This is a genomic window from Caulobacter rhizosphaerae, from assembly GCF_010977555.1.
In the GTDB taxonomy this organism is placed as follows: domain Bacteria; phylum Pseudomonadota; class Alphaproteobacteria; order Caulobacterales; family Caulobacteraceae; genus Caulobacter; species Caulobacter rhizosphaerae.
On the sequence record NZ_CP048815.1, the window covers coordinates 3,858,801 to 3,881,003 of the forward strand.

A 22,203-nucleotide genomic window follows, 5' to 3' on the forward strand; every position below is an offset into this window, starting at 1 on the left:
AGTGGCGCGCCCGATCGAGAAGTTTGCCCTATGGCCCCCGCATGACCGCGATCGCATGTCTGAAGATCTTCGTGGGCGAGGAGCTGGTCTTCGCCGACACGGACACCATGGCCAGCGTGGTCGCCAAGGTTGCTTCGGCCTATCTGGAAACTCACTGGACCTGGCCGCGACGCTACGGCCTGGTGGCCCCGTTCTCCTTTGTCCTCGCCGATCCCCGGGCCACCAGCCTGGACGCCGAGGAGCTGTGCCGCATGTCCCGGGACCTGCAATACAAGCTGTTCGGCGAGAACGGCGCGGGCGAGGTCACCCTGCTGATGCTCGAGGGCGACCAGGCCGAGGTCATGCGGTTCGCGGGAACGCCCGCCCTGGCGCTCAAGACCTTGCTGGACGGCCTGGACGATCGCGCCTTCACCGGCCGAGTCTGCAAGATCACGCCGGAGGGCGCGGTCAGCCTCACGCCGCCGGACGGTCCGACGGAAGGGGCCCCGCCGGCCGAGGAACTGGCGGCCCTTTCGCCCGCGCCGGGCGACATCGACGACCTGCTGCAGGTTGAATCGCCGCGCACCGGCTGGTGGGGCATCTACTATCTGCCCAAGGAGCGGTTCGTCGGCGGCGGCGTGGGCTGGGGGGCCGAGATCAACGGCAGCCCGGTCATCGACCTCGTCGAGGCGGTGGAGCGCGACCAGGCCTGCCACGAGGCCGCCCTGGTCGAGGCGAAATCCGGCCCGTCGGGATACCTGTTCCTGCCCTTCTGCTTTTCGGCCCTGATCAAGCCCAGCCTGCAGCGGAGCTATGAAACCACCCTCCAGAAGCTGCCCCGCGCCCTGAGGCCCCGGCTGGCGGCCAACATCTATGACGTGCCCCGCGAACCCAGCTACGGCGCGATCAACAAGGTCCGCTCGTTGCTGATCGACCGCTTCTCGCTGCTGGACCTGCACGTGTCGGACCCAGGTTTCCGGATCGAGAGCCTGCAGGCCGGCGCGGTGAACAGCGTCACCCTGGTGCTGAGCGGCGAGGACGAACGGCAGCGCGGGGCGGCGATCACCCGCTTCCTGCGCGACCCCGCCGCTTATCGAAACAAGAGGGTCTGGCAGGGCATCGCCGGGGTCCAGAGCTTGCGCGAGCTGGATCTCTGCCGACGGCTGAAGGCCCCCTTCCTCAGCGGCCCAATCGTCGCGCCGGTCTCGGCGAAATTCCACGGCGAGGCGGCCTGCCCCTCGTTGAACCTCCCCTACCGTCACGCGGTTTAGAAGGGACCGCTCCCCGCATAGAGGGCGGAAAGGCCCAGGAGACCGCAATCGGCCTCCAGGACCAGATAGAGCGGGATGTCCCTCATATAGACGTCCATCCGTCCCTTGGCCTCGAAGCGGGTCCGGCACAGGTCGCGGTCGAACAGATCGGTCCAGCCCAGCATCATCGGGCTGAAGATGTAGACGCCGCTGCGGGCTCCCGCCACCAGCGCCAGGTCGCCTGAAACCGACCCCAGCCAGCTGGAGAACAGCGCGAAGGCTTCCCGCGCGATCGGGTCCTGGGCGCGCGCCGCCGCCACCAGCTGCCCGAAATCCCCGCCTGGCGGCGCGTGGCCGTCCAGCTGGGCGATGGCGGCGGCGACCTCAAGCAGGCCGCCGTCGGACAGCACCCGATCGGCCGAGACATAGGGGTTGGCCAGCCGCAGGTGTTCGATGACGGCGCATTCGCGGGCGGAGCCCGCCGCCAGGGCGGCGTGTCCGCCTTCGCTGGCCGTGGCCACCCAGCCCACGAAACCGTCGGGATTGAGGATCGACACGCCGAGGCCGGTGCTCGGCCCCAGGGCCGCCGCCGGGGCCTGGCCCTTGGGCGGCGCCCCGCCGATCTGCTCCAGGGCTTCGGGCCCCAGCAGCGGCATCGCCATGGCGCGGGCGGTGAAGTCGTTGACCAGGCGGACCTCGGCCACGCCCAGCCGCTCGGACAGCACGTCCGCGTCCAGCTTCAGGTCCGCATGGGTCACCTGCAGGGTCTTGCCGAAGATCGGGCCCGGCGCCGAGAAGGCCGCCCCGTGCAGACGCGGCCCGCCCAGCTTCGCCAGCGCCTGGCTCAAGACCTCGATCAGCTCGTCCAGGGAGCTGGCCGGCATGGCCTCGACCGTCGCCGGCGGCTCGCCGGCCTCGACCACCGCGAAACGCGCATACGCCCCATCCGCATCGACCAACAGGAACTTATCGGACACGAACACCTCACTGGCCGCCGGGGGTCTTGCGCCCTAAGAAACGCGCGTTTTCCCCAATGAGGCAAGGCCGTTCGCTCGCAGGCGCCGCCATGGGCGACGCGCGTAGCGTCGGACCGTCAGGTTGAGCGGCAGGCCCAGTCCTGGGCAAGAAGCGGCTTGTCCCTGGCGGCGGAATGGGGTGTCCTTCGGTCCCGAGCCTTCGCGCGGAGCGGCGATGACCTTTCAAAAGCGGCTTTGGGACCTGGTCGTCCTGGCGATCGCGGTCTTCGCCGCCGCCTTCGCCACTGCCCCCTGGTTCGCCTTTCGCGCCCTCAAGGCCGCCGCCCAGTACGAGGACGTGCAGGCGATCGGCGAGCTGGTGGACTTCCCCGCGGTGCGCAGGAGCCTGACGGCCGAGCTGGACGAGACCCCGGCCGCCGCCCCGGCCGAGCCGCCGTCGCTCTGGCGCGATCCCTTGCGCGTCTTCAAGCGCGCCATCGAACCGATCGCTCCGCCCGAGCCCAGGGTCGACCGCTACCTGACCGTTCCCGGCCTGGCGGCCCTGACCCGCGGCTACCCGCCCGGCGGGGCCCCGCCCGATCCCGCCAAGCCGGCCGCCGCCCTCGACCAGCTCAAGGCCGCCGTGGCCGGCCCGCATCCCGCCATCGCCTACTGGGATCCCAATCGGGTGCGAATCTCGGTCAAGCGGCCGGGCCAGCCGGCCAAGACCACGATCTTCACCTTCCGGCGCGACAAGCTGTTCACCTGGCGGCTGGTGCACATTCGCCTGCCGGTGGACGAACGCTAGGCGCGTCGGGTCCGGATCTGGAAAACGGCCGAACTTTGACCGCCGCCCGCGACCGATGCTATCGACGGTCGGCCCCTTCGGGCGGAGACCGCCACGCTTGCGCCCTATGCCGGTGACCCTGTGATCGACCTGTTGCTCGATGTGCCGCAGCGGGTGGTGCCGTTCTTCCTGCTGGTGGCGGGCGGCGTGACCCTGGCCCGGCTGCGGCTGTTCGACGCCCGGATGTCGGCGGGGCTGTCGACCTATGTCTACTGGATCGGCTTTCCCGCCCTGCTGGTGCACTCGCTGTCGCGGGTAGGCGTTCCCGACCACGCCCTGACCCTGGGCCTGCTGACCTACGGGGCCTGCGCCCTGCTGGTGGTGGCCCTGATGGTGGCGATTGGCATCGCCCTGCGCTGGACCCGCGAGGAGCGGGCCGGCGGGGCCCTGTCGGCCAGCCTGGGCAACAGCGCCTTCCTCGGCCTGCCCATCGCCCTGGCCGTGCTCGGTCCCGAGGCCGCGCGGGTTTCTGCCGGCGTCGTGGCGGTGGACTTCGTGGTCGTGGCGGCCATCGGCGTGGGCCTGCTGGGCTGGGCCGGCGGTCGCTCGACCTGGCGCTCGCTGATGCAGGCTCTGCGCAACCCCATCGTGCTGGCGGCGATCACCGGCTCGGTCATGGCCCTGGCCGGCCTGTCCCTGCCCGGCGTGCTGGACCGCGCCGTGGGCGCGGCGGCCGCCTCGGGCAGCCCCGTCGCCCTGGTCGCCCTGGGGATCGCCCTGGGCCTGACCGGCCTGCCGGCGGCCGGCGTGCCCTGCGAGCCGACCGACGAGGAGCCCTCGCCGATCCCGCGCTGGGGGCCGATCATCGTCGCCGCCGTCGGCAAGCTGATGGTCATGCCGACCCTGGCCTGGTTCGCGACCGGTCTGGTCGACGCCCCCCTGCCCTTCCGCCTGGGCGCGACCCTGCTGGCCGCCACCCCGACCGCGGTCAACGTCTTCATCCAGACCAAGGCCTACAGCGTGTTCGAGCGCGGCGGGGCGCGGATCGTGGCCCTGACCACCGCCGTCTCCTGCGTCAGCCTGTCGGCGATCGCGATCCTGCTGGAGCGCTACGCGGGGGCGTGAGGCCCAGCCGGCCCAGGGTCGATCTACGACCATGCGAGCCTTGCACCGACAACGCTGTCAGCTACCCTGGCGCGCAGCCCCGGCAGGGGGCGCGGGAGGACGCATGCTCAAGACCCTGGCCTTCACCCTGGCGCTCGCCGTCGCCGCCCCCGCTCTTGCCACACCCGCCCAGGCCGCCCCGAACCCGCCCTTGGCGCTCGCCGACGTCCCCAAGGCCGCCGGTCCGGCCGTCGCGCTGTTCAACGGCAGGGACCTGAAGGACTGGGACGCCTGGCTGGGCTATGCCGACCCGGCCCTGACCTACAAGCGCCCGCCCGTCGCGCCGATCGGCGCCGGTCCCCGGAGCGCCGAGATCTTCAAGGCGGTGGTCGAGGACGGCCGCCCCGCCGTCTATGTCAACGGCAAGATCTGGGGCAGCCTGGTCCACAAGGGCGACTTCCGCGACTACCACCTGCGGCTCCAGTACAAATGGGGCAAGGGCCGCTGGGCGCCGCGCGAGGCCCAGGCGCCCAATAACGGCCTGCTCTATCACTCGCACGGCGCGCCCGGGGCGGTCTGGGGGACCTGGAGCCAGGCGGTGGAGTTCGAGATCATGACCGGCTCGATCGGCATGATCGTGCCTGTGGGCGAGGCGATCAGCGCCACCGCCACCGCCGTCGACGACCCCGCCCTGATCGCTCCCAAGCTGCGGTTCTCGCCCGCCGGCCGCGCCGTCACGACCAAGGGCGGCACGGCCGACTGGAACATCGAGGCCTACAGCGACGCCGAGAAGCCGGCCGGCGAATGGAACAGCCTGGACCTCTACGTGCTGGGCGACCGGGCCGTCCACGTGGTCAACGGCGTGCCGGTGATGGAGGTCCGGGACCTCCAGGCCGACGGCGCCCCCCTCACCCACGGCGCGATCCAGCTGCAGTCGGAGGGGGCCGAGACCTTCTTCCGCGATATCGTCCTGGAGCCGATCACCAGCCTGCCGAAAATCGTCGCCCCGTAAGCCTCAACTTGACCGCGAGCCTAACCGCGGCAAGCTCGCGCCATGCCCCGCCCATCGCACCGTCTCGCCGCCGCCGTCCTGCTGACAGGCCTGCTCGCCGCCTCCGCGATCCGGGCGGAGGAGAAGGCGTATCCTGGCGCGCGGGCGGAAAACACCCGCCAGGTCGGTCCGTTTTCGGTGTGGTGCGCGCGGGACGGCACGCTGTCGGGACTAGATCACGAGGAATGCCGGATCTGGATCGAACAGGGCGCCAACGGGATCAGCGCCTGGCGCACCCATGACCACATGCACGTCTACGTTCACGGCGCCTGGTGCCGGAAGACCCCTCCCCTGACGCCCTCGCCCGCCACCTCGCTGGAGCGCCGCAAGCTGGCCGCCAAGACCGCCGTGACCCGTCTCCAGCGCGCCTTCGACGCGGCGGCCGACGCGTGCGGCGCCCCGCGACGCACCTTCCGCCAGGCCGACCTTCGCGCCTTGCTGCGCTTCACCTCGGGCCTCACGAACGAGGATTTCGGGGCCGAGCCGAACAGCCCGTCCTAGTCCGCCGGCCGTCCAGCCCGGTCACCCGAACACCGCCGCCTTGAAGACCATGTTGGCGATCGCCGCGAAGCCCAGCAGCAGCAGGCCCAGCGAGACCATGAAGGTGATCGAGACGGGGAACCGGCTGTCGGCGTGAACCAGTCCCTGGCGCTTCATGCCGGCCCGGGTACGGCGCAGCTCCAGCATGAACAGCACGTGGTGGATCATGCCGACGACCAGCATGACGATCCCCAGCAGCACCAGGATGATGCCGAAATTACGCGGCGCGTTGGGGTTGGCGATCGTGCCGGCGTCATGCAGCTTCTGGAACGTCTGATAGACCGTGAAGCCAAACCCGATCAGCGACAGCGAGGTGCAAATCACCGACATCAACGTTCGGTCGTCGCTCATTCGCTGCGCTGCATCGACATCTCGGTGCGGTGGGTCGAGAGATCGGTCCGGTAGGTCGACAGGTCGGTCCGGTGCTCCGACAGAGAGGTCCGGAACGTCGAGAGCTTGGTGCGGTGGGTCCACCTGTGACGGAGCATCGCACCTCTCGTCGGTCGCCGATATTGTTCTCGGCTCATTTCGCTATTGCGTGAACGAACCCGAACGCGACGTTGCCGGGCGCGCCATGTTTCCGCAAATCGTGAACCTGATGTGGTCGCACCGAGCTCGAGGGCGAAACACTGTCCTTGAAAGAGGGCTTATCCTCCGCCCATCAACGGTGCGCGCGCAGCAGCATCAGCAAGAGTATGATCAGCTGAAGGAGAGACTTCGGGGCTATCTCCCCGATCCAGCCGCGTGAGGAAGCCTGAATGCCCCAAACTTCACCTTGACCAACTCCCGGTAAAGCACCGGCACCATGCCGCGCTTCCCGTACTTGGCCGACTGCCCCCGCGCCGCCCATCCACCTAGGGCGTCTGAGGTCTCGCTGTCGATCCCGGCTAGACGGCAGGCGTCCTTGAACCCATGCCGGAAGCTGTGGAACACGAGCGACGGCGCAGTCAGTCCGACGTTGTCGAGGTGGCGCGCGAACCACTTGGACAGGTCGTGTGAATACCCCCCGTCCGGCCCCTCCTTCAGGTCGGGGAACAGTCGGTCGCGCCCCGTCCTACGTGCTGCCGCGACGAAGTCCGCGAAGCCTGCCGCGATAATCTCGGGGTGCAGCGGGATCAGCCGCGCGCTGGCGGCGGTCTTAAGACGCTTGTCTGTGACCCGGACACCGTCCTCGTCGAACACGGACAGGTCAATGCACACACGTCCGTCTACGTCCACGATGTCGGCCACGCGCAACTGACACAGCTCGTTCGCGCGTGCCCCTGAGTAGGCCGCCAACGCAGGGACCCAGAACCGCCAGGGCTTCTTGACCCTCTCGGCGACCAGCGGCGTGAACAGCTTCAGCAATTCCTCAGGCGTGAAACCCCGGCGCTGCACGCTGGGACGCCCCTTCTCGGCCAAGCCCTTCGCCGGGTTCTTGACGAGCCACCCATCGTCCTCGTCCAGAGCCCACTGGAACACAGCGGACAGGTTGTGCAGGTAGGTCACGACGGTGTTCGGGGCCAGCTTTGCAGCACCATCCCGCTCGCCCGCCGCGATTGCCTCCGTGATCCCCAGGCCTGGGTACTTCTTCCCCATATGCGCCGGGATACGCTGGAGCAGGTCTTTGACGTCCCGGCAGTCCTGCTTCGTGATCGTTGCCACCACCCGGTCCCGCCCGATGGCGGCTTCAAGCGCCTTAAAGATGTGGTCGTACTTCCGGGAGGTGGACTCTTCGTCTCTCCGAGCTATGCGGTTTTTGCGGTAGGCGTCGATCAAGTCGCCCAGGGTCCTGCCATGTACGACGGACGGGGCGGCAGCTCGCAGGTGCACCGGCGGCGCAACCACCTCCACGACCTTGCCTGCCTGCCGCTGCTTTAGCGCCTCGATCCACTCGACCTCGGCGGCAAGCAGCGCGCCCGCCATCATGCGGATGCTCGGGTCGTCCTCGGGGTACCAACGACCGGCCCGACACAGGACGTCGTGGGCCTGCTGCGCCTTTGGCCGCCAATCCCCGTTAGCCAGGGCCTCACGCGCCTCGCTCTCGAAGGCCTCAATGACGACCTCGGCGTTCTCGTTAGCCTTCCGTCCCCATGACAGGCGCGCCTCCGCATCCTCGGTCAACCACCGGGCCAGCTCCTGCTTTGCCAGGGCCTGGGCCTCAGCATGCTTCAGCGCGGGCGCGACGATCCCCCGGAGACGCTTCGACGCCGCCTCGATCTCATGATCCGTCTGCGCCGCACGGGCGCGGGCCAACTTGGCGGCCTCGCGCGGGTCCTTCGTGCCCAGCGAGTCGAACCAGAAGGATTTCTTCAGGACGGGAACGAGGTCGCCCGGCACCCGTCGGCGGAACCAATAAACGGCTCCGCGCCGCGTCAGATAGGACTGCTTTGCCACCTGCTTATCGACCCCGTGTGATACAGTCGTGTGTGTCACAGGCGATCTCTAAGCCCTTGAAATCCTAATTCTTCAGCGCCTTCAATGCCTCGCCGAAGGTGTGGTAGGCCTGGAGGGACTCGAACCCCCAACCAGACCGTTATGAGCGGTCGGCTCTAACCATTGAGCTACAGGCCCCCAAAGACTCGAAAGGGGCGCGCGGCCCTTTCGGGAGGACGGGTCGATTAGCATGGGCTGCACGCGGCTTAAAGGTCCGGTTCAGGTTGAGCCTGTCAGGAATGCCACCGTCCGTCGTCGGCCGCGCTTGTCGGGGCCGACGGACGGGACGATCAAGGTCGCGGCGCCTGTCCCCCAAGCCGCATGGAGAACGACCATCATGACCGCCCTGACTGCCGCCCGCCCCTCGATTCCCATGGCGGCTTCCTTCGCCCTGGCGGCCGCCCTGCTGGCGACCGCGGCCGCCCTGCCCGCCAAGGCCCAGACGGCCGACGCGGCCTTCCGCGCCACGACGCTGAACCTCTCGGCCTTCGGCGAGAGCAAGGTCACGCCCGACCTGGCGACCATCACCCTGGGCGTCCAGACCGACGGCCCGACCGCCGCCCAGGCCCTGTCGGCCAACGCCGCCCAGATGACCAAGGTCGTCGCGGCCCTGAAGAAGGCCGGGATCGCCGAGCGCGACATCCAGACCTCGACGCTCAACGTCAATCCGCAATACGTCTATGTCGAGAACAAGCCGCCCCGGCTGAACGGCTACCAGGCCAGCAACCAGGTGACCATCCAGGTGCGCGACCTGAGCAAGCTGGGCCAGACCGTCGACGCCACGGTCAACGCCGGGGCCACCAATGTGGGCGGGATCAGCTTCGGCCTGCAGGACCCCAAGGCGGCCGAGGACGCGGCGCGGCTCGACGCCGTCAAGACGCTGCAGGCCAAGGCCGACCTCTATGCCCGCGCCACCGGCTACAAGATCGTCCGCCTGGTCAGCCTGGGCGAAGGCGGCGGCTACACGCCCGCCCCGCCGATGCCGATGTACGCCATGGCCAAGCGCGAGATGGCCGACAGCAGCAGCCCGGTCTCGGCCGGCGAACTGAAGGTGCGGGTCGACGTCTCGGCGACCTATGAGCTGGTGAAGTAGCTGGGCCGGGGACAGGCCCATGGGCCTGTCCCCGATCGTTCAGAGCCCCGCCTTGGCGAACGCCTCTTCGACCCGCTCCTGGACCTCGCGGCCCGGCAGGGCGCGCTCGCCCTCCATCACCGCGACATAGGACAGGCCCAGGTCCGGCTTGCCCGCGCCGACCGGCACGGGTCCCATGGCCCAGCCGACGGTGTTGGCGCCAGGGCCGGACGGACAGCTGGCGAAGCGGGCCGGCTTGCCGACCGCGCCTTCCAGCACGCTCTGAGCCGTGGTGGTCGTCCCGCCGCAGGTGGGCAGGTTGCGGGCGCAGGTGATGTAGCCGCCGCCGGTCCAGACCACCTTGCCGGTCTTGTTCGCCAGCAGCACGCAGGTGTTGGGCCCGCCGATGGCGCGGCCGACGGACTCCGACAGCTGCTGCTCGTCGACGCCCTTGGGCAGCTTGGGCGAGCAGGCGGCCAAGGCGGCCAGGACCAGCCCGGCCACGATCAGCCGAACGGCGGAAGCCCGCACGCTCAGGCGGCCTTCTTGATGCGGTTGCCGTCTTCCAGCAGCACGACGGTCGGGGCGTAGTTGCGCGCCTCCTCGGCCGGCATCTGGCAGTAGGTGACGACGATGACGGTGTCGTTCTTCTGCACCAGCCGGGCGGCCGCGCCGTTCACGCCGATCACCTTGGAGCCGCGCGGCGCGGCGATGGCGTAGGTGGTGAACCGGGCGCCGGTGGTGATGTTCAGCACGTCGACCTGCTCGTTGGGCAGGATGTTGGCGGCCTCGAGCAGGTCGGTGTCGATGGCGATCGAGCCCTCGTAGTCGAGGTCGGCCTGAGTGACGGTGGCGCGGTGAAGCTTGGCCTTCATCATCGTCAGCAGCATGGCGATATCCCCTTATCTTCTTGAACCATCGCGGGATTTCCCGGGTCGCCACACACAGACCCGCAGTCAATCCTGGCCATATAGCCAGGAAGCGGACGGCGTTCAATCGCGGTGCGACAAAGCGGCCGCTCCCGACACGCTTATCGCGGACGCGAACCCAGGGAACGTGCGGAGGGGGGGGGGACGCCCCTCCACGACGCCTGGGTCAGGGGCGGACCTCGAACACCAGGTTGAACGGGGTCTGGGCCACGCGGCGGAAGCGGGTGAAGCCGGCCTCCTGGCAGACCCCACGCAAGCGCGCCTCGCCCGCCTGGGCGCCCAGGCCCAGGCCCACCTCCTGGCTCAGCGAGGCCGGCGTGCACAGCATGGTCGAGGCGGCGTAGAACATCCGGCCGACCGGATTGAGGTTGTCGGTCAGGTCGTCGTTGGCGAACGGCTCGACCAGCATCCACGTGCCGTCGGGGTTGAGGCAGGCGCGGATGTGGGCCGCCGCGCCCACCGGATCGCCCATGTCGTGCAGCGCGTCGAAGATGCAGATCAGGTCGTAGTGATCACCGGGGAAGGTCTTGGCCATGGCGGTCTGGAACACGGCGCGGCTCCCCAGCCCCGCGGCTTCCGCGGTCTCGCGGGCCCGCTCGACGGAGGCGGCGTGATAGTCGAAGCCGAAGAACCGGGAATTGGGGAAGGCCTGGGCCATCAGGAGGGTCGACGCGCCATGGCCGCAGCCCACGTCGGCGACCACCGCGCCCTGCCTCAGCTTGGCCTCGACGCCGTCCAGCGCCGGTATCCAGCTGGAGAGCAGGTTGGCGTTGTAGCCCGGCCGGAAGAACCGTTCGGTCCCGCGGAACAGGCAGGCGTTGTGCTCGTGCCATCCAACGCCGTCGCCGGACCTGAAGGCGTCGGCGATCTTCGGTTCGTCGCGGAACATGGCGGCGATCACGTCGAAGCCGCCGGCCAGGAACACCGGCCCGCCCTCGTCGGCGAACACCAGGGTCTGCATCGGATCCAGGAAGAACCGGTGTTCGTCCTCGTCATAGGTCACGTAGCCGGCGGCGGCCTGGCCGGCCAGCCATTCGCGCACGTACCGCTCGGTCGTCCCGGTGCGGGCCGCCAGTTGCGTCGAGGTGGCCGGACCGCCGTCCGCCAGGGCGCGATAGAGCCCCAGATGGTCGCCCAGGAGCACCAGGGCGGCCGACATCGCCGCCCCCATGTCGCCGATCATCTTGCCCATGAAATCGTCGAGCGCGCCCGGAAGGGGCTGCGGAAGCGGCCCTGCGGGGTCGGTGGGTGGGGATTGTCCAAGCATGATGACCTCCGATCATCGGCGCATAGCGCGGCCGGGCCGTGGTCACACCTGTTCGGCCCTGAGACGCGAAAGGACCCCGATCCTACGCCTGGCGACCGGAACGCCCAAGGTTAATCACACCATGGACGAGCCCCTGAGGCGCCTTTCGTGTCGTTGCCCCGCAGCCCTGGATAGGCGCCGGCCGGGGATCGCCGGAAAGTGGCGACCAGGCCTTCCCGAAGAGGCCCTACAGCCGGTAGCCGCCGGCCAGGATCTTGGCGTGCACGGCCTTGGTCAGCTTCACATAGCCCTTGGCCGGATCGCGGAAATACAGCGGATCCTTGATCCGGGCCGGGTCGAAACCTTCCTGGACCAGGTCGATCTTGCGGTACTTGAAGGTGCCGGTCGTCTCGATCTCGGGCTGCAGGCGCACGAAGATCGGCCGGGCGTAGGCCGGCAGCTCGCGATCGACATATTCGGCCAGGGCGGCGATCTCGAATTCGGGGCCGACCACCAGCGAGGCCATGCCCGCCTTGCCGTCCAGCTCGCCCACGGGCACGCCGTAGACATTGACCTCCTTGACCCCGGCCACCGCCGACAGGCGCTCGGACACCTCGCTGGTGGCGACGTTCTCGCCCTTCCAGCGGAACGTGTCGCCGATGCGGTCGACGAAATAGAGGTAGCCGTCGCCGTCGGCGCGCATCAGGTCGCCGGTGCGGAACCAGGCGTCGCCCTTGTCGAACACGTCGTGCAGGATCTTCTTCTCGGTGGCCGCCTTGTCGGCGTAGCCGGTGAAGTTCGAGCGGGCGTCGCTGGCGATATGGCCGATGCACTCGCCGATCTCGCCGGGCGCGGCCTCGATGCAGCAGCCGTTGGGGCCGCGAACCGGGGTCTCGGTCTCGACGTCGAACTTGACGATCCGGATGTTGAACTTCTTGCGCAGATAGCGCGGCACCCGGCCGATGGCCCCGCGCCGGCCGTCGAAGTTGAACAGAGAGACGTTGCCCTCGGTGGCGCCATAGAACTCCAGCACCCCGCCGACCTTGAAGCGGTCAAGCATCACGTCCCACACATCCGGGCGCAGGCCGTTGCCGAAGATCAACCGGATCTTGTGGGCACGCTCGTTCGGCGTTTCGGGATGGTTGGCCAGATAGCGGCACAGCTCGCCGATATAGACGAACATCGTGCAGTTCTCGGCGACCACGTCGTCCCAGAAGGCGCTGGCCGAGAACTTCTTGCGCAGCACCACCGCCCCGCCGTTCAGCAGGGCCGCGCCCATGGCGCACAGACCGCCGGTGGCGTGGTAGAGCGGCAGGGTCACGTAGATGCGGTCCGTCGCCTTGGCGTCGGTCGAGCCGGCGAAGCCGCGCATGTAGAGCTGGGCCCGCATGTGGGTGATGCGCGCGGCCTTCGGCAGGCCGGTGGTGCCGCTGGTGAAGATGTAGAGCGCGGTGTCCTTGGCCACCAGGCCGTTGCGGGCCGTCACGCGATCCGGACGCAGCTGGCTGCAGCTCTTGAGCGCATTGGCCAGATCCCGCTGATCGCCGTGCGCCGGACCCAGAACCCACTGCTGAACGTGGCGCTCCAGCCCGCCCTTCACCTGCTCGAAGCAGGGCGAGGTCTCGGGGTCGACGATGCAGTGCAGGGCCTGGGAGATATTCAGGCAGTGGGCCAGGGCCGGCCCGGTCAGCTGGTTGTTGATCAGGGCGGTGGCCACGCCCACCTTCGACAGGCCGTACCAGATCGCCAGGTATTCCAGGCGATTGGGCATGAACAGCGCTACGGTCTGGCCGCGGGTTAGCCCCTGCCCCTTGGCCCAGTGGGCGTAGCGGTTGGCGATGGCGTCCAGCTCGCCATAGGTCACCGACTTGCCTTCGAACACGATGGCCTGGCTGTCGCGCCACCGGTCGACGGCGGCTTCCAGATCGTCGCAGATCAGGTTGGAGCTGTCGGGCGCGATGGACTTCACGCGCTTGAGCGTGCGCGAGAGCCCCTTCAGGAACTTCAACTCGCGTTTCAACCTGGCCGGCAAACTCATCGACGCACTCCGTTCAAACAACCATTGGAGAGCGGCGAGCGACCGGTCAAGACATGGCCGCGGCTCCATTTGCCGCAGTCGACGACAATCGGAAATGCACCTGGCCGCGGGTGAAATCCAGAGCCACTGATTCGAAGGCGTTGAGCACGTCGATTCCGATCAGGATCGCCGGTCGGTCGGACAGCCCCCAATAGTCGAACGTATGCACCGGCCCGAACACAACCGGCAGGTTGCGCAGATTGACCTTGCCCAGGCTGACGCTCTTGAGGGCGGCCAGGCGGCCCGTCATCGATTGGCCGGTCAGACTCTGCAGCTCGATGTCGGCCCAGTCGGTGCTGACCGCCTTCTGATGGATCGCCCGCTGCATCAGGGCCATGTTGCCCACCGTGGTGGTGGAGCCCGTATCGAGGAAGGCCAGGGTCGCCGCGCCCGACACCGAGGCCTCGATCAGGTGCAGGCCGCTGCGCGTCGCCTTGACCGGCACCGACACCGTCTGATCGTCCGTTCGCGGCGCGATCGAGCCCAGCCTCATCTCGTCGCGGGAAAAGTCGAGCACCAGGCCCTGAGCGCCCAGCCAATCCAGCCCCAGGATGCCTGGCGCCTGGATGTAGCGGCCCGGTAGCACCGAAAGCACCAGATCCTTACGGGCGCGCCGTCCCACCGCGACCGAGGCGGCGGTGACGGTGTTGACCATCTCGGGCCCGGCTATGCCATGCAGATTGACGGGCCGGCCGGCGGGCAAGCCGAGCAGAGCCGCCAACTCGCTGGAGATCACCGACGCGTTGGCGCCGGTGTCGACCAGGAAGGCATAGGGTCCGTGATCATTGATCCTGACCTGCACCGTCATACGACGGACATAGCCCAGGGGTGTCGTCTTTTCCGTTTGCGGACGATCGGGAAGCGAACGCGACTCGGGAAGCGAACGCGACAAAGCCGGCGAGGCGACCAGGGCGAGCATGCCGGCCAAGGTCCGCCGGCGAAGTATGGGACTGTCCACGGGAGCAGCCTCCTTCCAGGAAGAAGGCTACACCCGTGGCGAAGCGCTCGCCAGAAAATCTGAGACCTGCGTTATCCGGTCGCAAGGCGACGCTGGTCGTCGCGCGCCGACTTCAGCTTTTCGGCCACCAGGAACGCCAGCTCCAAGGCCTGTTCGCCGTTCAGGCGCGGGTCGCAATGGGTGTGGTAGCGATCGGCCAGATCACCTTCCGACACCGCCCGCGCGCCGCCCAGGCACTCGGTGACGTTCTGGCCGGTCATCTCCAGGTGGACGCCGCCGGGGTGGACGCCTTCGGCGTGGGCCACCTCGACGAAGGTCTTCACCTCCGAGAGGATGCGGTCGAACGGCCGGGTCTTGTAGCCGGTCGAGGCCTTCAGCGTATTGCCGTGCATCGGGTCGGTGGCCCAGACCACCGAGCGGCCGGCCGCCTTGGTCGCCTTCATCAGGCGCGGCAGACGGTCGGCGATCTTGTCCGAGCCGAAGCGGCCGTACAGAGTCAGGCGGCCGGGCTCGTTGTTCGGGTTCAAGACGTCGATCAGGCGCAGCAGGTCGTCGCCTTCCATGGTCGGGCCGCACTTCAGGCCGATCGGGTTCTTGACGCCGCGCATGAACTCGATGTGGGCGCCGTCCAGCTGACGGGTGCGCTCGCCGATCCATAGCAGGTGGGCGCTGGTGTCGTACCAATCGCCCGAGGTGCTGTCGACGCGGGTCATGGCTTCCTCGAAGCCCAGCAGCAGGGCCTCGTGGCTGGTGAAGAACTCGACCCGGCGCAGGTCGGGCTGGGTTTCGGGCGTGACGCCGACCGCCGCCATGAAGGTCAGGGCCTCGCTGATCTTCTCCGACAGTTCGCGATAGCGCGCGCCCTGCGGGCTGTCGCCGACGAAGCCCAGCGTCCAGCGATGGATGTTGTAGAGGTCGGCATAGCCGCCGCTGGCGAAGGCGCGCAGCAGGTTCAGGGTCGCGGCCGACTGGCCATAGGCGCGCAGCAGCCGGTCCGGATCGGGGATGCGATCCTCGGGCGTGAACTCCATGCCGTTGATGTTGTCGCCCCGGTAGGACGGCAAGGTCACGTCGCCGATCGTCTCGATCGGCTCCGAGCGCGGCTTGGCGAACTGGCCGGCGATGCGGCCCACCTTCACCACCGGCTTGCCGCCGGCGAAGGTCAACACCACCGCCATCTGCAGGATCAGACGGAAGGTGTCGCGGATGTTGTCCGCGTGGAATTCCTTGAAGCTCTCGGCGCAGTCGCCCCCTTGCAGCAGGAAGGCCCGGCCCTCCGCCACCTCGCCCAGGGCCGACTTCAGGCGGCGCGCTTCACCCGCGAAAACCAGCGGCGGCATCTGGCGAAGAGTCTGCTCGACCCGTTCGACCGCCCCCATGTCCGGATAGTCGGTCGGGACGTGTTTCGCGGGCAGGGCTCTCCACGACGACGGGGTCCAGCGGCTGGTCATGACGGTCTCGAACTTCTCAAAAGGGAGCGGCTTTTATCCCAACCGCGATCCAAAGGCAAAATCGTTGCGACAAAAACAGAGAAATCACGCCAATGGGGTAAGTTCATCCAAGCCGGTCCATTGCGGTTGGGCGACCGCGCGGGCCAGGCCGCAGGCGATCAGCGTCATGGCGCCCAGGCCCAGCCACCATTCCTGCCAGACCCCGAAACTCAGCCCACCGATCACCAGATAGCTGACCAGCGCGGCGGCGGCCATCGCCGCCTCGGCCCGAGACCGCTGGCTCAAACGCACGACGCCATAGGCCAGCCAGCAGAAGAATACGCCGGCCAAGGCCGCGCCGATCGCGCCCAGCTCCAGCCACAGCTGAAGTTGGGCGTTGTGGGTGTGCAGCGGGATGGCCGGGCCGAAGGTGCGGCTGGCGTCCAATCCCCAGCCCCGGAACGGGTGGCGCTGGATATGGTCCGCGGCGAAGGTCCAGATGTTGAGCCTGGCGTCCCATGAGGCTGGAACCATCCGGTGCAGCCAGGCGATGGTCCCGGTCTGGACGGCCACCAGCACGACCAGGGGCGCCAGCACGAACGGCGCGGCCACCAGCCCGACCAATACCTTGGCCCCGGTCTGCCTGGCGAAGTACACGAGCAGCCAGACCACCCCGCCCGCCGCCAGGGCGCCCAGGCAGGCGTCCGAGCTGCAGATCACCGAGGTCACGATCGTGCCCACGGCCATCAACCAGATCAGTCCACGACGCCACAGTCGCGACAGGATCAGCGCGGCCGGCCAGAACAGCAGCGCCAAGGCGTAGGTCGAAAGCGAGACCTTGACCATCGCCAGGTCCGGCCGGATCGCCTCGCCAGTCACCTGATGGAGCGTCTGGTAGATCGCCGCGCCGGTCAGCGAGTCCAGCGCGGCGACGCCGGCCAGCGCCACCGCGCCATAGGCCAGCACCGTCGCCGCCCGCCGGGCGCCGGGGTCGGACACGCCGCGCAAGGCCACCACCGCCGCGCCGTAGGTCGCCAGCTGCAAGAACAGCTTCAGGGCCGTCAGGCTCTCGATGTCGCCGTAGCCCTTGAGCTTCGAAACGTCGATCGCCAAGGGGCTCCAGCTCATGCTGGCCGCCGCCCACAGGGCGATGGCCACCAGGATCAGCAGGGGTGGCGCGGCGGCGCGCGTCAGCCTCAGGCCCGGCAAGGCCAGCAGTCCGGCCAAGGCCAGCAGCGGCGCGAAGCCCAACGGCGCCAGATAGGCCAGCAGCGGCGTCATCACCGCGACGAAGATCGCCACGCCGCTCAGCCAGGGCGTGCGGCGCGTCGCCCTTTCGCTCGACTCGGACAAGGACGCCGCGGTCATACGGTCCCCATCTCCGACGGCATGTACTTCTCACGCATCGTCACCAGTTCCTCGGCCAGGGTCGGGTGGACCGCGCAGGTGGAATCCCACTGCGGCTTGGTCACGCCCATTTTCACCGCAATGGCCGCCATCTGGATGATTTCCGGCGAGCCGGGTCCGACCACGTGCACGCCGACCACCCGCTGGTCGTCCGGCTTGACCACCAGCTTCATCAGGCAGCGATCCTGGCCGCCGTAGAAGGTGCTCTTCATGGGCCGGAAGACCGCCCGATAGATGTCGACCTTGCCGAACGCCTGCCGGGCCTGCGCCTCGCTCATGCCCACCGCGCCGACCGGCGGTTGGGAGAACACGGCCGAGGCGACCATGTCGTGGTCGAAGGTGGTGGGATTGTCGTGGAACTCGGTCTGGGCGAAGGCCGCGCCCTCGCGGATCGCCACGGGCGTCAGGTTGATGCGGTCGGTGACGTCGCCCACCGCCCAGATGTTGTCGGCGGTGGTCCGGGAATAATCGTCGACCATGATCGCGCCGCGATCGTTCAGCTTCACGCCCACCTTCTCCAGGCCCAGGCCCGCCACGTAGGGGTCGCGGCCGGTGGCGAACATCACCGCGTCGGTCTCGAAGGTCAGGTCGTTGTTGAAGGTGCTGAGCAGGCCGGTCTCGGTCTTTTCCAGTTTCTCGTGCGAACAGCCCAGCACCACCTTGATCCCACGCTTTTCCAGTTCGTCGGCCAGGTGCGCGCGCACGTCGTCGTCGAAGCCGCGCAGGATGTTGGCGCCGCGGTAACAAAGCGTGGTCTGCACGCCCAAGCCGTTGAAGATGCTGGCGAACTCGACGGCGATATAGCCGCCGCCGACCACCATCACCCGCTTGGGCAGCTCCGGCAGGTGGAAGGCCTCGTCCGAGGTGATGCCCAGTTCCGCGCCCGGAAAGTCCGGACGCCAGGGCCGGCCGCCGGTGGCGATCAGGATCTTGCGCGCCGTGTAGCGGCCCGCGTCCTTGCTCCCGGCCTTGGGCAGCACCTCGACGGTATGGGCGTCGACGATCTCGGCCCGGCCATGCAGCAGGTGGGCGCCGGCCTTCTGCAGGTTGGTGACGTAGATCCCCGACAGGCGGGCGATCTCGACGTCCTTGTCGTGCAGAAAGCTCTTCCAGTCGAAGCTGGCGTCGCCGATCGTCCAGCCATAGCCCTTGGCGGTCTTCAGCTGCGCCTTCACCTCGCTGGCGTAGACCATGAACTTCTTGGGCACGCAGCCGCGGATCACGCAGGTGCCGCCCACGCGGTACTCCTCCGCCACGGCGACCCTGGCGCCGCTCATGGCGGCCACACGCGCGGCGCGCACCCCGCCCGAACCGGCGCCGATCACGAAGAGGTCGAAGTCGTACTCAGCCATCGCGGACGCTCCAGGCTCACTGGGATTGGGTCGGGTCCGGCTTGGCCATGAACCCGAAAGAGTGCGGATATGGGCCTAGGGGACCAGCTTGACCACCCCCTGGTCGGTTCCCAGCAAGGCTTCGTCCGCCAGGTCGAGGAACAGGCCGTGGTCGACCACGCCGGTGACGGTCTTGAGCGCGGCGCCCAGGGCGGCCGGCTCGGCGATCACGCCGGACGGCAGGTCGTAGATCACGTTGCCGCCGTCGGTGACCACGACGCCCCGCTCGGCCATGCGCAGGCGCGGCGGCAGCAGCTCGAACTCGGCGGCGATGTCGGCCAGGCGATGGCCGGTGTGGACGTGGCCGAAGCGCACCACCTCGATCGGCAGCGGGAACTTGCCCAGGTGATCGACCTTCTTGGCGGCGTCGGCGATCACCACGCAGCGCTTGGAGGCCTCCCAGACCAGCTTCTCGCGCAACAGGGCCGCGCCGCCGCCCTTGATCAGGGACAGGCCCGGACCGACCTCGTCGGCGCCGTCGACGGTCAGGTCGATCGACTTGACGTCGTCCAGGGTCGCCAGCGGGATGCCCAGCTCGCGGGCGAGGTTGGCGGTCGCCTCCGAGGTCGGCACTCCGCGGATGTCCAGCTTGCGCGCCGCCAGGGCCTTGACGAACCAGGCCGCGGTCGAGCCGGTGCCCAGGCCCACGACCATGCCGGCCTCCACCAGCTCGGCGGCCGCCTCGCCCGAAATCCGCTTCTGATCGTCGGCGCTCATTTCGTATCCTTCCTGGCCGTCTTGGCCGCCTTCATGGCCCGGAACCTGGTCGCCCAGCCTGGCTTGTCGCTCTGCACGCCACGCCCCAGCGCCAGCGCGCCGTCCGCGACGTCGCGGGTGATCACCGACCCCGAGCCGGTCATCGCCCCGTCCCCCACCCGCACCGGGGCCACCAGGGCGGTGTTGGAGCCGATGAAGGCGCCCGCGCCGACATGGGTCTCGAACTTGTCGAAGCCGTCATAGTTACAGAAGATCGTCCCGGCCCCGACATTGGCCTTCGGGCCGACCGAGCCGTCGCCCAGGTAGGACAGGTGATTGGCCTTGGCGCCGGCTCCGACCTTGACCTTCTTGACCTCGACGAAGTTGCCGATGTGGGCGTCCGGCCCGATCTCGGCCCCAGGCCGCAGGCGGGCGTAGGGGCCGATCAGGGCGCCCTCGCCGACCGCCGCGCCCTCCAGATGGCTGAAGGCCTTGATCACCGCCCCGGTGGCGACGCTGACGCCGGGGCCGAACACCACGAACGGTTCGACCGTGACCCCGGCGGCCAGCCGGGTGTCCCAGCTCAGGTGCACGGTGTCCGGCGCCGGCATGGTCACGCCCTCGACCAGGAAGGCGGAGCGGCGCGCGGCCTGCCAGACCGCCTCGGCGGCGGCCAGCTCGGCCTGGGAATTGACGCCCTGCACCGAGGCTTCCGGCGCGAAGGCCGCGCGAGTCGACAGCGACCGGTCGTGGGCCAGGCCGACCACGTCGGTCAGGTAATATTCCTTGTTGGCGTTGTCGTTGCCGACATTGGCCAGCAGGTCGAACAGCAGGGCGCGGTCGGCGGCCAGCACGCCGGAATTGCAGTGCCTGACCTGCTTGACCGTATCGTCGGCGTCCTTGGCCTCGACGATGCGCAGCAGCACGTGGCCAGGCGCCAGGATCAGCCGTCCGTAGGCGCCGGGATTGGCCGCCTCGAAGCCCAGCACCGCCACGTCGGCGCCCCCCCCACGCGAAGAACCGGCCCGCAGGTCGAACAACGGCTCGATCACCGGGGCGCTCAGCAGGGGGCAGTCGGCGAAGGTCACCACCACGTCGCCGTCGAAGTCGGCCAGGGCCTCGCGGGCGGCCAGCACCGCGTGGCCGGTGCCCTGGGGCGGATCCTGCAGCACCGTCGCGCCCTCGCCCAGGCGCTTCCTGGCATGCTCGCCGACCTGCGGGCTGTGGGCCCCGACCACCACCACAATGCGTTCGCAGTCCAGGGCCTGGGCGGTGTCGATGGCGTGGTCCAGCAGGGTCCGGCCGCCGATCCGGTGCAGCACCTTGGGCGTCGGCGACTTCATCCGCGTGCCCTGGCCGGCGGCCAGGATGACGGCGGCCCTTGGCCGAGTCGGGTTGGCGCGGGCCGGCGAAGAGACGGCGTTGGTCATGGGCGAAGCGACTCCCGAAGCGCGGACCAAAGTTGCATTAGCCGCGCGTTTAGCCGAAAGGCCAGAGCCATGCATGCCCAGAACGACATTCCCAAGGCCGAGATTCTGAAGGGCGCGACGATCGCCTTCGATCTCGACGGCACCCTGGTCGACACCGCCCCGGACCTGGTGGCTTCGCTGAACCTCATCCTGGCCGAGGAAGGCTTGCCGCCGCTGCCGTTCGACGACGTGCGCAAGATGGTCGGCCGTGGCGCCAAGGCCCTGCTGGAGCGCGGCTTCGCCGCCGCCGGCGCCCCGCTGGACGCCGACCAAGCTCCGGTCCTGGTCGAGCGTTTCGTCGCCCTGTACCTGGGCCGCATCGCCCACGAGAGCGCCCCCTTCCCCGGCGTGGTCGACGCCCTGGTCTCCCTTCGCGCGGCCGGCGCCAAGCTGGCGGTCTGCACCAACAAGCTGACCCACCTGTCGGTCGCCCTGCTCGACGCCCTGGACCTGACCCAGTATTTCGACGCCGTGGTCGGGGCCGACAGCGCCCCCGCGGCCAAGCCGGATCCGCGGCACCTGCTGGCCACGATCGCGGCCGTGGGCGGCGACCCGGCCCGCGCGGTAATGGTCGGCGACAGCATCAACGACGCCTTGGCCGCCAAGGCCGCCAACGTGCCGACCCTGCTGGTCACGTTCGGCTACACCGAGGCGCCGGTCGAGACCCTGGGCGGAGATCTGTTGATAGATGCCTTCTCCGACGCGCCATCGGCCTGCATCACGCTTTTGGCCTCTTGCGGTCGCCGAAACGCCGGGCTATAGGCCCGTCCCTCTCGCGGCGGGGTCTTCGGACTTCACCGACATGGCGGATGCTTAGCTCAGCGGGAGAGCACCTCGTTCACACCGAGGGGGTCACAGGTTCAATCCCTGTCGCATCCACCAGAATTTCCCAAGAAAAATCAGTTGATTACGAGAATTGACGCGGAACATGCCTGCCTAAGGTAGCGCTTGCTCCCCAGATATTCCCCAGAAACGACCGTTTTTCGGCGACAAAATCCCCTTCGAACGGCCGACGCACACGCGCGGACGCCGCAACTTTCCCAGGTCAATTGTTGGCGCCAGGGGCCGATCCGGGGACCTCCGGTTCAACCCGCCTTAGCTAGAGATGTTGTTGGGGCGGCGGCTGCTTGCCAGGCGGCGATCAAGAGCCGCGTCGCCACGGCTTCGCTGACCGCCCTCAGTCGCACCAAGGTGACACCCTTGCGCCCACGCCGCCCGGGTTCTGGCGTTATAGCGTTGCTGAGCGCGATGAAATCAGCCTGTTCGTTCGGCGACAGCTTGACGACCGCCCAGCCCGCCTGCGGCCACCCAACAGTCGTGAAGGTCTTGCCATGCACCGCCAGGCGCACCGCCCCCATCACCGTCTTGGTCTTGACCATGGCCAGCCCCGCGCCGAGGGCGATGAAGGCTTCGGGGGTCATGCCAGGGTCTCCCGCTTTTGTCGCG

Annotated in this window: 22 protein-coding genes and 2 tRNA genes; 8 read left to right on the forward strand and 16 right to left on the reverse strand. The window is 68.7% G+C overall.

The genetic code is table 11. From position 1 onward, the window contains the following. The first annotated feature begins 41 nt into the window (after window positions 1-41). Entirely contained in the window at window positions 42-1,250 is a 1,209-nt protein-coding gene (locus G3M57_RS17720; protein ID WP_056756423.1) for a hypothetical protein, read from the forward strand. On the opposite strand, the gene G3M57_RS17725 is transcribed toward G3M57_RS17720, so the two are convergent. After that, window positions 1,247-2,206 carry a glucokinase gene (locus G3M57_RS17725; RefSeq protein ID WP_230983658.1) on the reverse strand — a complete coding sequence of 320 codons (960 nt, stop codon included), beginning with the start codon at window positions 2,204-2,206 and terminating at the stop codon, window positions 1,247-1,249. The genes G3M57_RS17720 and G3M57_RS17725 overlap by 4 nt on opposite strands. 214 nt (window positions 2,207-2,420) lie before the next feature. On the opposite strand from G3M57_RS17725, the gene G3M57_RS17730 reads away from it, so the two are divergent. The 4 genes from G3M57_RS17730 to G3M57_RS17745 all read left to right on the forward strand — a co-directional run bounded on the left by G3M57_RS17730 (window position 2,421) and on the right by G3M57_RS17745 (window position 5,628). Beyond that, complete coding sequence (locus G3M57_RS17730) at window positions 2,421-2,993, forward strand: DUF2939 domain-containing protein (RefSeq protein WP_163232042.1); 573 nt, start codon at window positions 2,421-2,423, stop codon at window positions 2,991-2,993. A gap of 120 nt (window positions 2,994-3,113) precedes the next feature. Beyond that, window positions 3,114-4,097 (forward strand): AEC family transporter, encoded by a 984-nt coding sequence (locus G3M57_RS17735; RefSeq protein WP_056756433.1) that lies wholly within the window; start codon window positions 3,114-3,116, stop codon window positions 4,095-4,097. Window positions 4,098-4,128: 31 nt separating this feature from the next. Further along, window positions 4,129-5,088, forward strand: coding sequence for a 3-keto-disaccharide hydrolase (locus G3M57_RS17740; protein ID WP_163232044.1), 960 nt, complete (start codon window positions 4,129-4,131; stop codon window positions 5,086-5,088). A gap of 42 nt (window positions 5,089-5,130) precedes the next feature. Continuing rightward, a complete protein-coding gene (locus tag G3M57_RS17745; protein ID WP_163232046.1) occupies window positions 5,131-5,628 on the forward strand; it encodes a hypothetical protein in 498 nt (165 codons plus the stop codon). A 21-nt stretch (window positions 5,629-5,649) separates the two neighbouring features. Here the strand turns inward: G3M57_RS17745 and G3M57_RS17750 are convergent, their stop codons facing one another. The 4 genes from G3M57_RS17750 to G3M57_RS17760 form a co-directional block, all read right to left on the reverse strand. Continuing rightward, a complete protein-coding gene (locus tag G3M57_RS17750; RefSeq protein WP_208789613.1) occupies window positions 5,650-6,018 on the reverse strand; it encodes a DUF202 domain-containing protein in 369 nt (122 codons plus the stop codon). Next, entirely contained in the window at window positions 6,015-6,155 is a 141-nt protein-coding gene (locus G3M57_RS27165) for a hypothetical protein (protein WP_208789614.1), read from the reverse strand. Before G3M57_RS27165 ends, G3M57_RS17750 begins: the two co-directional genes overlap by 4 nt. 235 nt (window positions 6,156-6,390) lie before the next feature. Next, entirely contained in the window at window positions 6,391-8,043 is a 1,653-nt protein-coding gene (locus G3M57_RS17755; protein WP_163232048.1) for a site-specific integrase, read from the reverse strand. Between the two features lie 101 nt (window positions 8,044-8,144). Continuing rightward, window positions 8,145-8,220: transfer RNA gene (locus tag G3M57_RS17760), tRNA-Ile, on the reverse strand. A 199-nt stretch (window positions 8,221-8,419) separates the two neighbouring features. Here G3M57_RS17760 and G3M57_RS17765 point away from each other — a divergent pair. Beyond that, window positions 8,420-9,175, forward strand: a complete 756-nt coding sequence (locus tag G3M57_RS17765) for an SIMPL domain-containing protein (protein WP_163232050.1) — start codon at window positions 8,420-8,422, stop codon at window positions 9,173-9,175. Window positions 9,176-9,214: 39 nt separating this feature from the next. Here the strand turns inward: G3M57_RS17765 and G3M57_RS17770 are convergent, their stop codons facing one another. The 10 genes from G3M57_RS17770 to glmU form a co-directional block, all read right to left on the reverse strand. Further along, window positions 9,215-9,685, reverse strand: a complete 471-nt coding sequence (locus tag G3M57_RS17770) for a hypothetical protein (protein ID WP_056756448.1) — start codon at window positions 9,683-9,685, stop codon at window positions 9,215-9,217. 2 nt (window positions 9,686-9,687) lie between these two features. Then, the gene (gene panD / locus G3M57_RS17775; RefSeq protein WP_056756452.1) at window positions 9,688-10,044 is read right to left on the reverse strand and encodes an aspartate 1-decarboxylase; all 357 of its coding nucleotides are present in this window, start codon (window positions 10,042-10,044) and stop codon (window positions 9,688-9,690) included. Between the two features lie 205 nt (window positions 10,045-10,249). Beyond that, on the reverse strand, window positions 10,250-11,350 hold the full coding sequence (locus G3M57_RS17780; RefSeq protein ID WP_163232052.1) for a class I SAM-dependent methyltransferase: 1,101 nt from the start codon (window positions 11,348-11,350) through the stop codon (window positions 10,250-10,252). A gap of 226 nt (window positions 11,351-11,576) precedes the next feature. Continuing rightward, window positions 11,577-13,367: a long-chain-acyl-CoA synthetase gene (locus G3M57_RS17785; protein WP_057184961.1), complete on the reverse strand. Its 1,791-nt coding sequence runs from the start codon at window positions 13,365-13,367 to the stop codon at window positions 11,577-11,579. Between the two features lie 46 nt (window positions 13,368-13,413). Next, a complete protein-coding gene (locus G3M57_RS17790) occupies window positions 13,414-14,364 on the reverse strand; it encodes a retroviral-like aspartic protease family protein (protein ID WP_056756457.1) in 951 nt (316 codons plus the stop codon). Window positions 14,365-14,435: 71 nt separating this feature from the next. Beyond that, window positions 14,436-15,815 carry a class II 3-deoxy-7-phosphoheptulonate synthase gene (locus G3M57_RS17795; RefSeq protein WP_056756459.1) on the reverse strand — a complete coding sequence of 460 codons (1,380 nt, stop codon included), beginning with the start codon at window positions 15,813-15,815 and terminating at the stop codon, window positions 14,436-14,438. Between the two features lie 84 nt (window positions 15,816-15,899). Continuing rightward, window positions 15,900-17,162 carry an O-antigen ligase family protein gene (locus G3M57_RS17800; RefSeq protein ID WP_163232054.1) on the reverse strand — a complete coding sequence of 421 codons (1,263 nt, stop codon included), beginning with the start codon at window positions 17,160-17,162 and terminating at the stop codon, window positions 15,900-15,902. Further along, window positions 17,159-18,553: a glutathione-disulfide reductase gene (gor, locus tag G3M57_RS17805; RefSeq protein WP_163232056.1), complete on the reverse strand. Its 1,395-nt coding sequence runs from the start codon at window positions 18,551-18,553 to the stop codon at window positions 17,159-17,161. The genes G3M57_RS17800 and gor overlap by 4 nt, the downstream gene beginning before the upstream one ends. A 75-nt stretch (window positions 18,554-18,628) precedes the next feature. Continuing rightward, the gene (rpiA, locus tag G3M57_RS17810) at window positions 18,629-19,309 is read right to left on the reverse strand and encodes a ribose-5-phosphate isomerase RpiA (protein WP_057184966.1); all 681 of its coding nucleotides are present in this window, start codon (window positions 19,307-19,309) and stop codon (window positions 18,629-18,631) included. Beyond that, entirely contained in the window at window positions 19,306-20,718 is a 1,413-nt protein-coding gene (glmU, locus tag G3M57_RS17815; protein ID WP_163232058.1) for a bifunctional UDP-N-acetylglucosamine diphosphorylase/glucosamine-1-phosphate N-acetyltransferase GlmU, read from the reverse strand. Before glmU ends, rpiA begins: the two co-directional genes overlap by 4 nt. Window positions 20,719-20,787: 69 nt before the next feature. Between glmU and gph the strand changes: the two genes are divergently transcribed. Then, the gene (gph, locus tag G3M57_RS17820; RefSeq protein ID WP_163232060.1) at window positions 20,788-21,519 is read left to right on the forward strand and encodes a phosphoglycolate phosphatase; all 732 of its coding nucleotides are present in this window, start codon (window positions 20,788-20,790) and stop codon (window positions 21,517-21,519) included. A gap of 45 nt (window positions 21,520-21,564) precedes the next feature. Then, window positions 21,565-21,639, forward strand: a tRNA-Val gene (locus tag G3M57_RS17825). 203 nt (window positions 21,640-21,842) lie between these two features. Here G3M57_RS17825 and G3M57_RS17830 read toward each other — a convergent pair. After that, a complete protein-coding gene (locus G3M57_RS17830; protein WP_163232062.1) occupies window positions 21,843-22,178 on the reverse strand; it encodes an MmcQ/YjbR family DNA-binding protein in 336 nt (111 codons plus the stop codon). Between the last annotated feature and the right edge of the window lie 25 nt (window positions 22,179-22,203).